Consider the following 12,028-nt stretch of genomic DNA (forward strand, 5'->3'; position numbering starts at 1 on the left):
CCGCCCGGTCATGATCGTGATCGTGATCGTGCTCGTGGTCGCGGAACCGCGGCGTCGCTAGCGCCGGCCGCCGGGGTAGCCGCCGGGCGGCATGCCGCCGCCACCGCCGCCCATCTGGTCCATGCCGGGGAGGCCGTGGCGCTGCATGCCCTTCTTTCCCATCTTCTTGACGCGCTTCATCATCTTCTGCGCTTCGGCGTGCTGCTTGAGCAGCTTGTTGACGTCCTGGACGGTCATGCCGGCGCCCTTGGCGATCCGCTGCTTGCGCGACGCCTTGATCAATTCGGGGCGCTTGCGCTCGTCCTTGGTCATCGAGGAGATGATCGCGAGCTGCCGGTTCAGGGCCTTCTCGTCGAACTGCGCGTTCTGCAGCTGCTTCCCCATCTTGCCCATGCCGGGCATCATGTTCATCAGTTGCGACATGCCGCCCATCTTCTGCAGCTGCTTGTACTGCTGGGCCATGTCGTCGAGGTCGAACTTGCCCTTCTGAAGCTTCTTCTCGAGCTTCTGGGCGTCCTCCTCCTGGATCGATTCCTGGGCCTTCTCGACCAGCGAGACGACGTCGCCCATGCCCAGGATGCGGTTGGCGATCCGGTCCGGGTAGAACGGCTCCAGCTCGTCCAGCTTTTCGCCGGTGCCGATCAGCTTGATCGGCTTGCCGGTGACCTGGCGCATCGACAGCGCGGCACCTCCGCGCGCGTCGCCGTCGACCCGGGTCAGCACCACGCCGCTCAACCCGACCTCGTCGCGGAACCGCTCGGCGGTGGTGACCGCGTCCTGGCCGGTCATGGCGTCGCACACCAGCAGCGACTCGGTCGGGTTGGTGGCGTCGCGGATCTCGGCGACCTCGCGCATCAGCTCGTCGTCGATCGCGAGCCGCCCGGCGGTGTCCAGCAGCACGACGTCGTAGCCGCCGAGCTTGGCCTGCTGCAGCGCGCGCTTGGCGATCGCCTTCGGCGGCTCGCCGGGCACGTTGTCCAGCGTGTCCACGCCGATCTGCCAGCCGAGCTGCTTCAGCTGGTCCTGCGCGGCCGGGCGCTGGACGTCCAGCGAGGCCATCAGCACGCGCTTCTTCTGCTTCTCCTTCAGCCGCTTGGCGAGCTTGCCGGTGGTCGTCGTCTTACCCGAGCCCTGCAGGCCGACCAGCATGATCGGGGTCGGCGGCTCGGTCTTCAGCTCGATCTCGGCCTGCTCGCCGCCCAGCATCTCGACCAGGCGGTCGTTGACCACCTTGACCACCTGCTGGCCCGGGGTGACGGAGCGCAGCACCTCCTGGCCGACCGCGCGCTCGCGCACGTCGGCGACGAACTGCTTGACCACCGGCAGCGCGACGTCCGCCTCCAAGAGCGCCACCCGGACCTCGCGCAGGGCGGCGTCGACGTCTTCCTCCGTCAGCGCGCCGCGCTTGGTCAGGCCCTCGAAGACCTTGCCCAGGCGTTCCTGAAGATTGTCGAACATCGCGCGTGTCTTCCAGCTCGAGGTGGCCCGGCGGCCGGCCGGTTGGCCGTGTTCCGGATCCGTCAAGCGCCCAAACAGCTTCGCGCCAGTGCGCGAAACCTCGCGGACTGGCGGAGCTCCCCCGTCCTTTGGCGTGCGGACGGCCACGGGTAGCTGGTGCCTAAGGGCGGCTTTGCCGGATTGTGGAGGCGGAAACTACGGACCCGGGGCGCCGCGCGTCAACAACTTTGCGGGCGCGCAGGTGGCGGGGGTATAATGCCGCGCGAGAGCAAGGAGCCCGCAACCATGCCCGGCGACCCGCTGTACGACACCGATTTCTACGCCTGGCCCCAGCAGCAGGCGCGCCTGCTGCTGGAAGTCCGCGACAATCGGCTGGATGCCGAAAACCTGGCCGAGGAGGTGGCGGACTTGGCAAACAGCGGTCTCCGATGGGCGATCGCCGCGTACGACGCCTGGGCGTGACGACGAAACCTCGCCCGCACAAAGACGTGTAGCTTAGGATGGCGACAGTGCGGCGGCGGATCGGCCGGCACATCTCCGCTATGGTCAGGGGCGGCCGGGGAGGCTATATCGGCTGCCATGGCGACCGTGACCGCGATCCTGATCGGCGTCGCGATGCTGATGACGCTCGGCGTGCTTTTCTCCGGGCTGATCGTCATGGCGCGCGGCGGCGAGACCAACCGGAAGTACGGCAACCTGCTGATGCGTTGGCGCATCGTGTGCCAGGGCATCGCGCTCGCGCTGATCGCGCTGGCGATGCTGCTGAGCGCCGGCGCCGACTAGCACCGGCCGGCGACCGCTTCCGGACCCGGAAAGCCGGACGGCCTGTCCGGGCCCCAGCCCCGACGCGCCGGCCGACAGGGCGCGTGTGCGGACCGATCCGCCAGCGCGGCGCGTTCATCGAGGCCGCGCGGGGAGGCCGCGCGGGCGACCCCGCACCGCTCGACGGCTGCGACCGGCGCCCGCACGGCGCGCCGCCCGCCATCCGCCGGCCCACCCTCCGCCGACCCACGGCCCTCGAGCTCGGAGACGATCAGACCACCATGGTTCAGCTCACCCGCATCTACACCCGCGGCGGCGACAAGGGGCAGACGTCGCTCGGCACCGGCAAGCGTGTGCTCAAGCACGATCCGCGCGTCGCCGCCTACGGCACGGTGGACGAGGCGAACGCCGTGCTGGGCGTCGCCCGGCTCAACGTCTCCCGCGAGATCGACCAGATGCTGGAGCGGGTGCAGAACGACCTGTTCGACGTCGGCGCCGACCTGTGCACGCCCGAGCAGGCGGACCCGCCGTATCCGCCGCTGCGCGTGACGGGCCCGCAGGTCGACTGGCTGGAGGCGCGGATCGACGCGCTGAACGGCGAGTTGAAGCCGCTCAAGTCGTTCGTGCTGCCGGGCGGCAGCCCCGGTTCGGCCCATCTGCACATGGCGCGCACGGTGGCCCGCCGGGCGGAGCGCGAGATCACGCTTCTGATGGAGACCGAGCCGGTCAACACCGAAGCGCTGCGCTACCTCAACCGCCTGTCCGATCTGTTGTTCGTGCTGGCCCGCTACGCCAACGACAAGGGCGACGGCGATGTACTGTGGAAGCCCGGGGAAAACCGCTGAATCCGGCGGAATTCGGCGATTTTCCGGCGCTGCCGCGCGATTGACAGGGGGTGACCCCCTTTCTATTGTGCGACGCGTCAAACGGCCCCGCCGCGGCGATCGGACCGGCGGGCGCCGGTGCCTGCGACCCCAACATCCCTCCGGCCCTCGAAGGTGGCGTTCATGAGCGTCCTGGTGATCACCGAACACGACAATGCCGCGCTCACCACGGGTGCGCTGAGCACGCTGACCTCGGCCAGGCAGTTGGGCGACGACGAGATCCACGCGCTGGTCGTCGGCCACGGCTGCAAGGACGCCGCGGACGCCGCGGCGAAGGTCCCCGGCGTGACCAAGGTGCTGCTGGCCGACGCGCCGGAGTACGATCACCGGATCGCGGAGAACGTCACGCCGCTGCTGGTCGACCTGGCGAAGAACTACGGCCACGTGCTCTGCGCCGCCTCGACCTTCGGCAAGAACGTCATGCCACGGGTCGCCGCGCTGCTGGACGTGCAGCCGGTGGCCGACATCGTCGCGGTCGTCGCTCCGGATACCTTCCGCCGGCCGATCTACGCCGGCAACGCGTTCGCCACCGTGAAGACGGGCGACCCGATCAAGATCGTCACCATCCGCCCGACGGCGTTCGAGGACGCCGAGGCGGAGGGCGGCAACGCCAGCGTCGAAACGCTGTCCGGCACCGGCGACCAGGGCCTGTCCAGCTTCGTCGGACAGGAGCTGACGCAGTCGGACCGCCCGGAGCTGGCGTCCGCCAAGATCGTCATCTCCGGCGGCCGCGGGCTGGGCAGCGGCGACAACTTCCAGCTGCTGGAGCGGGTCGCCGACAAGCTGGGCGCGGCCGTGGGCGCCAGCCGCGCGGCGGTCGACGCGGGCTTCGTGCCGAACGACTATCAGGTCGGCCAGACCGGCAAGGTGGTCGCCCCCGACCTCTACGTGGCGGTCGGCATCTCGGGCGCGATCCAGCACCTGGCGGGGATGAAGGACAGCAAGGTGATCGCCGCGATCAACAAGGACGAGGAGGCGCCGATCTTCCAGGTCGCCGACTACGGCCTGGTCGCCGACCTGTTCGAGGCGGTGCCGGAGCTGGAAAAGGAAATCGACCGGGTGAAGTAGCGCCGCGCGCGGCCCCGGACGGCGTGAGGCCTCCGGCGCCGCTTGCGCCCGCTTTGAGACGTTGGAGCGAAATTCACGCTGAAGGCTTATTCAACCTTCACGCGTTCCGCTCCGGGCGCGCCCGCATGACGAGACGAGTCACGATCGAAGGCAAGCTGTTTCATGGCGACAAACCCCCTGACCTCGGGCGCGGAGACGCCCATCCCCACGATCGAGCGCGTCGGCGTGATCGGCGCCGGCCAGATGGGCAGCGGCATCGCCCAGGTGATGGCCCAGGCCGGCTACGACGTGCGGATGGTCGACGTCGACGAGGACGCCGTGCGCAAGGGCCTGGACAAGGTCCACAAGAACCTGGAGCGCGCGGTGCAGCGGGGCAAGCTGGACGAGAGCGCGCACAAGGCCGCGCTCGACCGGATCTCCACCGGCGTCGACTACGACGTCTTCGACGACTGCGAACTGGTGATCGAAGCCGCCACCGAGAACGAGGAGATCAAGCGCAAGATCCTCAAGGCGCTGGTCCCGCACATGAAGCCGGGCGCGGTGATCGCGACCAACACCTCGTCGATCTCGATCACCCGGCTCGCCTCGATCACCGACCGGCCCGGCCGGTTCATGGGTATGCACTTCATGAACCCGGTGCCGGTGATGAAGCTGGTCGAATTGATCCGCGGCATCGCCACCGACGAGGACACCTTCCAGGCGGTCCGCGAGGTCACGCAGGCGCTCAACAAGACCCCGGCGGTGGCCGAGGATTTTCCGGCGTTCATCGTCAACCGCATCCTGCTGCCGATGATCAACGAGGCGGTCTACGTCCTGTACGAGGGCGTGGGCGGCGTCGAATCGATCGACACGGCGATGCGCCTGGGCGCCAACCATCCGATGGGCCCGCTGGCGCTGGCCGACTTCATCGGCCTCGACACCTGTCTCGCGGTCATGCACGTGCTGTACGACGGCCTGGCGGACAGCAAGTACCGTCCGTGCCCGCTGCTGGTGAAGTACGTCGAAGCCGGCTGGCTCGGCCGCAAGGCCGGCCGCGGCTTCTACGACTACTCCGGCGAGACCCCGGTGCCGACGCGGTAGGGGCGGGCGCACCCGTCTATCGCCCTGTCAGGTAAGCCGCCTCACTTATCCCCTCTCCTCCACGTGGGAGGACAGGGTTAGGGAGAGCAGGTAGCCTGCAGCATCAACGGCGCCGGCAGCCTTCTCCCCTAGGACAAGATGCTGAAAGGTGGAATCGCCTTTCAGCTGAATCTTGCCCTCTCTTCAACACGTTAGAGCTACATTCAGCTCGAAGGCCGTTTCGGCCTTCAAGCATGTAGCTCTAGCCCCTCCTCCCAGGTGGAGGAGGGGAATGATTTATTGGAAGAAGGGTACCATCACCCGCCGGTCGTGCCCGTCTGCACCTGACCGGCGCCGGCGTGTTCGCGCAACAGGCCGACCGCCCGGGCGAGCGCGGCGTCGAGCGCGCCGCGCGCGTCCCCGTCGTCGCCCGCGCCGAAGCCGTAGAGCACCAGCAGGATCGACCGGGTATCCGGGCCGACGGCCGCGCGGTCGCTGTCGCTGGTCGGGCAGCCGAACGGGCCGGTGCCGTCGGCGAGCAGCGGCAGCCCGGCCAGATTGAGGTCGCCCCGGCCGATTCCGGTGTAGCTTTCGCCGTCCCGGCCGCCGCGGCACCGGTAGGGCGGGCGCAGCTTGGCGCGGTCGTAACTGCCGATCGAGATGCCGCTGTCCAGCGACACCATGTTGTTGACGTCGACCACCGGGTGGATCGGGCTGACGTCCTTGCCCTGTCGGGCGCGGCGCAGCAGCGCCTCCGCCGCCGGGCGGTAACGGGCCGGATCCTTGCCAAGTTGCTTGTAGGCGCTGCGGGCGGCCTGCACGGCCGGCAGGCTGCTGGGCGGCCTGTCGCCCAGGCGGGCCGCCGCGTCGCCGCCGGCGCGTGTCAGCGCGGCCGCGCGCACCGCCCGATCGGCCGCGGCGGCCGGATCGACCGCCGCGGTCAGCAGCCCCAGCACCAGGCCGGTCGCCTGCAGCTCCGGTGCGATCTCGACGATCGGCAGGCCGGTCATGTGCGTCCCCCTTCGCGTTTCAATGCCCATTTGACGGCCGTGCGCCCGGCCCGTGTGACGCCCGTGAGCACGACCTGCTGGCCGCGCCGCACGGTGTCGCGCTGGCCCAGGTAGACGCTGTCCTCCAGGCCGATCGCCGCCCCGGAGGCGCGCAGCCGCCAGCCGCCGCCCCCGGCCAGGCGCAGCAGCACGGCCCGCCCGTCGCCAACCAGGCCGGCGGTGACGTCGGGATGCAGGTGAAAGCGCACCGCGAACGGCAGACCTTCCGGGCCGTTCACCATGTCCTCGCCGCGCAGGTCCTCGCCGCTCGCGTCCAGGAACAGCCGACGCTCGTGGATCGCATCGAACGCCCGGCGGTAGCCGTCGTGGCTCATGTCCAGCCAGAACGCGCCGTCACCCTCCTCGCGCCGGCAGACCACCGTCTCCGGCCGGCGGCCGACGGCGACGGCGCCCGGCCGGCCTTGCGGCAGGATCTCGGCGGAGTTGGTCTCGCCCAGGGTGAGGGTGGAATGCGCGGCCGTCGCCCGCTGCACCGCGCGCCAGTCGGGATGGCCGGGGTGCGCGCCGCAGTTGACGATCACCCGCTGGCGGCCGTGGCTGAGCTCGAACGACAGCGTGCCCGCGTGGGTGTGCGCGTCCAGTCCCGGGGCGGGCGGCGCGCCGGCGTCGACCAGCACGCGCGTGCGCCCGGCGTGCAGGCGCTGAAAGCCGCTCTGCGGGGCGGCGGTCTGGGCGCGGCCGCGAACCTGGGCGCGCTGCAGGGCCATGTCGACCACGACCGCGCGCTCCTCCAGCGAATCGTTGAACAGCGCGAGCCCGCCGTCGGGATGCTGCAGCAGCTTCAGGAACGGCGCCATCCCCTCGATCGCCAGCTGCAGGTTGCGCGGCGGCTGGATCTCGGCGGCGGCGAGCGCGGCGCGCAGGTCGATCAGGTCGCGCAGCACGTCCAGATGCAAGCTGGGGCTGCGCTGGCAGTGCCCGCCGTCGGCCAGCACCTGGCGCGGCAGTTCGCGCTCCAGAAGGTCGAGCGCGCGTTCGAGCCAGACCCGGCCGTCCGGCAGGCAGGCCCCGGCGGTCGCCAGCCCTTTCACCGCGGCCAGCAGTTCGGCGCCGCACAGGCCGGCGGGCAGGACGTCGTGCAGGTAGCGCGCCTGGCGCTGGGCGCCGTCCAGCAGCCGGGTCTTGAAGCTGACGTCCGCGCTGCCGGCGTAGAACTCGAACAGGGCGATCCAAACCGCCAGCCGCCGGCCCGTGGTCGCCGGATGCCACGCCGGGCCGCCCGGTCCCGGATGCCGGGTCAACCAGTCGCCGACCAGCTCGCGCGCGCGCCGTCGGGCGTTGTCCGAGCCCAGCACCCGCAGGTCGCGCAGCCAGGCAAAGCCGTGCAGCTGCGCCAGCCAGGCGTCCTCGGCCTCGACCGGCAGCCAGAACGGGCGCGGGTCGGCCAGGGTGCGCCCGGCGAACGTCAGGCGGTTCTGCAGGATCGCGCTGCCCCGGTCGGACTGGCCGGGCCAGGGATCGGCCGGCTGGGCATGCAGCTGGGTCGCCTGGGAGCCCGACAGTTTCCAGCGGTAGAGGGCGCTGCGCCGGTAGGGGTCGGTCAGCTGGAACTTGAGACGCTGCCAGATCAGCGCGGTGGGCAGCGAGAACCGGGCGCGCCAGCGGGACAACAGACGGCGCCGTGGCCGCGGCGCCGGCACGCGTGCGGCCGTGGAACCGCCCAGGGCCGCCTCCCCGCGCACGGCGCTGTCAGACCTCGCCGCGCAGACGCCGGATGTTGTCGGCGTAGGAGTCGGGGCCGCCCTTGAAGGTCGCGGTGCCGGCGACGAGCACGTCGGCGCCGGCCTCGATCGCCTTGGGCGCGGTGTCGAAATTGATCCCGCCGTCGACCTCCAGGTCGATCGCCTTGCCGGTGGCGTCGATCATCGCGCGCAGCTGGGCGATCTTGCGGGTCGCGTCGGGGATGAACTTCTGGCCGCCGAAGCCCGGGTTGACGCTCATCACCAGGACCAGGTCGACCTCGGGCAGCACGTCCTCCAGCACGCTGACCGGCGTGCCGGGGTTGATCGACACGCCGACCTTCTTGCCGCAGCCGCGCACCAGCTGGATCGTGCGGTGGATGTGCGGCCCGGCTTCCGGGTGGACGGTGACGATGTCCGCGCCCGCCTCGGCGAACTGCTCGACGAACGGATCGACCGGCGAGATCATCAGGTGCACGTCGAGCAGCTTGTCGGTGTACGGCCGGATCGCCCGGACGACCCCGGGCCCGATCGAGATGTTCGGAACGAAGTGACCGTCCATCACGTCGACGTGGACGTAATCCGCGCCGGCCTCGGACACGGCGCGCGTCTCCTCGCCGAGACGGGCGAAGTCGGACGCCAGGATGCTGGGCGCGATACGGACGGTCATGCGGGTCTGGTACCAAGTCCCCGGGGGGTCCGCAAGCGGATGTGCCGCCGCGCCGCCCAGGGCACGCCCAGGGCACGCCCAGGGCACACCGAGCGCACGCCGAGCGCCGCGGCGGATACCCGCCGCGGCGCGGTCGACATATAGGTTAACCGGATTAACTGGGTCAGGATGGGCGTGCCGCCATTGATCCAGATCAGGCGGCGAACGCGACATAACGCCGCAAGGGGCCGTCCGCGACCGGTCCGGCTGGTATCCTCCCGGCCAATCGCGAGCCACGGCGCGGCCCGCGACTCGGAGCCGGCAACGCCCAATGCAGGCGGGGCCCAATGCAGGCGGGGCCCAATGCAGGCGGGGTCGACGCGACACCAAACCTTGCCGCCTGGAAAGCGCTGGTCTAGCTTGCGCCCCCGCCGGCGGCAGACGTTTGGACGCAGGTGTCGCACCCTGCCAACGCCCGCGCCACGGCCATCTCACGACGGATGCGCGCGGGCACCGACACCGCCGCCCGCCGCACAATGTCGACGACGTCGAACGGATCAAAACAGAGCAACCAGACATGACGCGTTTTAACGGGATCGCTCAAGGGCTCGTCCCACGGCTCGGCGCCAAGGCCCAGGCCGGCGTCGCCGCGCTGATGGGGACGGCGGGCCTGCTGGCGGCCGGATCGGCCGCCGCCCAGGACTCCGCCCCAAAGATCAAGGGCGCGCCGGAACCCTGGCAGCTGGGGCTGCAGGAGGCCGCGACGCCGGTGATGGAGGAGGTGCAGGACTTTCACAACCTGCTGCTGGTGATCATCACCTTCATCACGGTGTTGGTGCTGGCGCTGATGCTCTACACCGGCTGGCGCTTCCACGAGAAGCGCAACCCGACCCCGTCCAAGACCACCCACAACACGGTGATCGAGGTGATCTGGACGGCGGTGCCGGTGATCATCCTGGTCGTGATCGCGATCCCGTCGTTCAAGCTGCTGTACTACGAGGACCAGGTCGTCGACGCGAAGATGACCGTGAAGGCGATCGGCCGGCAGTGGTACTGGTCGTACGAGTACCCGGATCACGGCGGCATCAGCTTCGACGCCTTCATGATCGCGGACAGCGAGATCGAGCCGTCCAAGGGCGAACTGCGGCAGCTGTCGACGAACCAGGCAGTGGTCCTGCCGGTCGACACCAACGTGCGCATCCTGACCACCTCGTCCGATGTGCTGCACTCCTTCGCCATGCCGTCGATGGGCGTGAAGAAGGACGCCGTGCCGGGGCAGCTGAACGAGACCTGGGTGCGGATCCAGGAACAGGGGCTGTACTACGGCCAGTGCTCGGAACTGTGCGGCGTGCGCCACAACGCCATGCCGATCGAGATCAAGGCGGTCTCGAAGCAGGAGTTCGAGCAGTGGGTCGGCCAGATGCAGGCCAAGCAGGGCATCACGCCCAAGGATCAGCCGCAGCTGGCCGACGCCGAGGCGAACGCCGATTAGAGCAAAATCGATCAAGGTCGGGTCGGCCTTGATCGTGAATTTTGCTCTAACTGCTTGAAGAAAGAGCAAGAGTCAGCCGAAAGGTGACCTCACCTTGCGGCATCTTGCTCTAGCCCGCACGCACGCCAACCGACCTCGACTTTCAGGCCCACCAGGCCCAAGGGGACGAACGACATGGCACAGGCCCAAGGCGCCGCCGGCTACGGCGCGCACGACGACACGCCGGGCTTCATCCGGCGGTGGTTCTTCTCCACGAACCACAAGGACATCGGCACCCTCTACCTGATCTTCGCGATCATCGCCGGGATCATCGGCGGTGCCTTCTCCATGCTGATCCGCCTGGAGCTGCAGGAGCCGGGCGTGCAGTACATGCTGCAGGGCGCGTCGCCGGACGGGCAGCTGTACAACGTGATCATCACCGCCCACGGCCTGATCATGGTGTTCTTCGTGGTCATGCCGGCGTTGATCGGCGGGTTCGGCAACTGGTTCGTGCCGCTGATGATCGGCGCGCCGGACATGGCGTTCCCGCGGATGAACAACATCAGCTTCTGGCTGATCGTGCCGGCGTTCCTGCTGCTGCTGAGCTCGGCGTTCGTCGGCCAGGGGGCCGGCACCGGCTGGACGCTCTACCCGCCGCTCTCGAGCAGCCTGGGCCACCCCGGCATGTCGGTCGACATGGCGATCTTCGCCCTGCACCTGGCGGGCGCGAGTTCGATCCTGGGCGCGATCAACTTCATCACCACCATCTTCAACATGCGCGCGCCGGGCATGACCCTGCACAAGATGCCGCTGTTCGTCTGGTCGATGCTGGTGACCGCGTTCCTGCTGCTGCTGTCGCTGCCGGTGCTGGGCGGCGCGATCACCATGCTGCTGACCGACCGCAACTTCGGCACCACCTTCTTCGAGGCCGCCGGCGGCGGTGACCCGATCCTGTTCCAGCACCTGTTCTGGTTCTTCGGGCACCCCGAGGTGTACATCATGATCCTGCCGGCGTTCGGGATCATCAGCCACATCGTGTCGACCTTCTCCCGCAAGCCGGTGTTCGGCTACCTGGGCATGGCGTACGCGATGGTGGCGATCGGCTTCGTCGGTTTCATCGTGTGGGCGCACCACATGTTCACCGTCGGCCTGGACGTGGATACCAAGGCCTACTTCACCGCGGCGACCATGATCATCGCGGTGCCCACCGGGATTAAGATCTTCTCCTGGATCGCCACCATGTGGGGCGGCTCGATCCGCTTCACCACGCCGATGCTGTGGGCGATGGGCTTCATCTTCCTGTTCACGCTTGGCGGCGTGACCGGCGTGGTGCTGGCGAACGCCGGCATGGATACCGTGCTGCACGATACCTACTACGTCGTCGCGCACTTCCACTACGTGCTGTCGATGGGCGCGCTGTTCGGCATCTTCGCCGGCTTCTACTACTGGTTCGGCAAGATGAGCGGCCGCGAGTACCCGGAGTGGGCCGGCAAGCTGCACTTCTGGCTCACCTTCATCGGCGTGAACATCATCTTCTTCCCGCAGCACTTCCTGGGGCTGGCCGGCATGCCCCGGCGCTACATCGACTACCCGGACGCCTATGCGGGCTGGAACTTCGTGTCCTCGATGGGCAGCTACCTGACCGGCGTGGCCACGCTGTTCTTCCTCGCCATGACCGCCTACGTGCTGTTCAAGGGCCGTCAGGCGCAGGCCAACCCGTGGGGCGAGGGCGCGACGACCCTGGAGTGGACGGTGTCCTCCCCGCCGCCGTTCCATACCTTCGAGGAGCTGCCGCGGGTCAAGTAGCCCGGGCTTAAGGCCCGCCCGCGACGACCCGGGCCCGGCCGCGGCACGCCGCCGCCGGGCCCGGAACATCCGGGTCCCCTGGGTTTACACGCGAGACCGACACCCCCGCCCCCCCAAGATCG

General features: G+C 69.3%; 11 protein-coding genes. 7 read left to right on the top strand and 4 right to left on the bottom strand.

Annotation, left to right across the window (positions count from 1 at the left end):
* Positions 1 to 57 precede the first annotated feature (57 nt).
* Positions 58 to 1,458, bottom strand: coding sequence for a signal recognition particle protein (ffh, locus tag CKO28_RS06740; protein ID WP_200339861.1), 1,401 nt, complete (start codon positions 1,456 to 1,458; stop codon positions 58 to 60).
* A gap of 255 nt (positions 1,459 to 1,713) precedes the next feature.
* Here ffh and CKO28_RS06745 point away from each other — a divergent pair, with 255 nt between their 5' ends.
* The 5 genes from CKO28_RS06745 to CKO28_RS06765 all read left to right on the top strand — a co-directional run bounded on the left by CKO28_RS06745 (position 1,714) and on the right by CKO28_RS06765 (position 5,252).
* Positions 1,714 to 1,920 (top strand): DUF29 family protein, encoded by a 207-nt coding sequence (locus CKO28_RS06745; RefSeq protein WP_242480380.1) that lies wholly within the window; start codon positions 1,714 to 1,716, stop codon positions 1,918 to 1,920.
* Positions 1,921 to 2,037: 117 nt separating this feature from the next.
* Complete coding sequence (locus CKO28_RS06750; RefSeq protein WP_200339863.1) at positions 2,038 to 2,241, top strand: twin transmembrane helix small protein; 204 nt, start codon at positions 2,038 to 2,040, stop codon at positions 2,239 to 2,241.
* A 260-nt stretch (positions 2,242 to 2,501) separates the two neighbouring features.
* Complete coding sequence (locus CKO28_RS06755) at positions 2,502 to 3,065, top strand: cob(I)yrinic acid a,c-diamide adenosyltransferase (RefSeq protein WP_200339874.1); 564 nt, start codon at positions 2,502 to 2,504, stop codon at positions 3,063 to 3,065.
* 162 nt (positions 3,066 to 3,227) lie between these two features.
* Positions 3,228 to 4,172, top strand: a complete 945-nt coding sequence (locus CKO28_RS06760) for an FAD-binding protein (RefSeq protein ID WP_200339864.1) — start codon at positions 3,228 to 3,230, stop codon at positions 4,170 to 4,172.
* Between the two features lie 162 nt (positions 4,173 to 4,334).
* A complete protein-coding gene (locus CKO28_RS06765; RefSeq protein WP_207168755.1) occupies positions 4,335 to 5,252 on the top strand; it encodes a 3-hydroxybutyryl-CoA dehydrogenase in 918 nt (305 codons plus the stop codon).
* Between the two features lie 296 nt (positions 5,253 to 5,548).
* Here CKO28_RS06765 and CKO28_RS06770 read toward each other — a convergent pair whose 3' ends face one another.
* From CKO28_RS06770 to rpe, 3 genes are all read right to left on the bottom strand, one after another.
* Complete coding sequence (locus CKO28_RS06770) at positions 5,549 to 6,241, bottom strand: B3/B4 domain-containing protein (protein WP_200339865.1); 693 nt, start codon at positions 6,239 to 6,241, stop codon at positions 5,549 to 5,551.
* Positions 6,238 to 7,911: a heparinase II/III family protein gene (locus CKO28_RS06775; RefSeq protein WP_200339866.1), complete on the bottom strand. Its 1,674-nt coding sequence runs from the start codon at positions 7,909 to 7,911 to the stop codon at positions 6,238 to 6,240. Before CKO28_RS06775 ends, CKO28_RS06770 begins: the two co-directional genes overlap by 4 nt.
* A gap of 79 nt (positions 7,912 to 7,990) precedes the next feature.
* A complete protein-coding gene (gene rpe, locus CKO28_RS06780) occupies positions 7,991 to 8,650 on the bottom strand; it encodes a ribulose-phosphate 3-epimerase (protein ID WP_200339867.1) in 660 nt (219 codons plus the stop codon).
* A 556-nt stretch (positions 8,651 to 9,206) separates the two neighbouring features.
* Between rpe and coxB the strand changes: the two genes are divergently transcribed.
* Together coxB and ctaD are read left to right on the top strand one after the other, a co-directional pair.
* Positions 9,207 to 10,121, top strand: coding sequence for a cytochrome c oxidase subunit II (coxB, locus tag CKO28_RS06785; protein WP_200339868.1), 915 nt, complete (start codon positions 9,207 to 9,209; stop codon positions 10,119 to 10,121).
* Between the two features lie 174 nt (positions 10,122 to 10,295).
* The gene (ctaD, locus tag CKO28_RS06790; RefSeq protein ID WP_200339869.1) at positions 10,296 to 11,906 is read left to right on the top strand and encodes a cytochrome c oxidase subunit I; all 1,611 of its coding nucleotides are present in this window, start codon (positions 10,296 to 10,298) and stop codon (positions 11,904 to 11,906) included.
* Positions 11,907 to 12,028 lie beyond the last annotated feature (122 nt).

Origin of the sequence: Rhodovibrio sodomensis (assembly GCF_016583645.1) — a bacterium.
Lineage (GTDB): Bacteria > Pseudomonadota > Alphaproteobacteria > Kiloniellales > Rhodovibrionaceae > Rhodovibrio > Rhodovibrio sodomensis.

Excerpts from the sequence above, each read along its gene's own strand:
- ffh (WP_200339861.1), bottom strand. The coding sequence starts at position 1,458 with ATGTTCGACAATCTTCAGGAACGCCTGGGCAAGGTCTTCGAGGGCCTG.
- CKO28_RS06745 (WP_242480380.1), top strand. The coding sequence starts at position 1,714 with ATGCCGCGCGAGAGCAAGGAGCCCGCAACCATGCCCGGCGACCCGCTG.
- CKO28_RS06750 (WP_200339863.1), top strand. The coding sequence starts at position 2,038 with ATGGCGACCGTGACCGCGATCCTGATCGGCGTCGCGATGCTGATGACG.
- CKO28_RS06755 (WP_200339874.1), top strand. The coding sequence starts at position 2,502 with ATGGTTCAGCTCACCCGCATCTACACCCGCGGCGGCGACAAGGGGCAG.
- CKO28_RS06760 (WP_200339864.1), top strand. The coding sequence starts at position 3,228 with ATGAGCGTCCTGGTGATCACCGAACACGACAATGCCGCGCTCACCACG.
- CKO28_RS06765 (WP_207168755.1), top strand. The coding sequence starts at position 4,335 with ATGGCGACAAACCCCCTGACCTCGGGCGCGGAGACGCCCATCCCCACG.
- CKO28_RS06770 (WP_200339865.1), bottom strand. The coding sequence starts at position 6,241 with ATGACCGGCCTGCCGATCGTCGAGATCGCACCGGAGCTGCAGGCGACC.
- rpe (WP_200339867.1), bottom strand. The coding sequence starts at position 8,650 with ATGACCGTCCGTATCGCGCCCAGCATCCTGGCGTCCGACTTCGCCCGT.
- coxB (WP_200339868.1), top strand. The coding sequence starts at position 9,207 with ATGACGCGTTTTAACGGGATCGCTCAAGGGCTCGTCCCACGGCTCGGC.
- ctaD (WP_200339869.1), top strand. The coding sequence starts at position 10,296 with ATGGCACAGGCCCAAGGCGCCGCCGGCTACGGCGCGCACGACGACACG.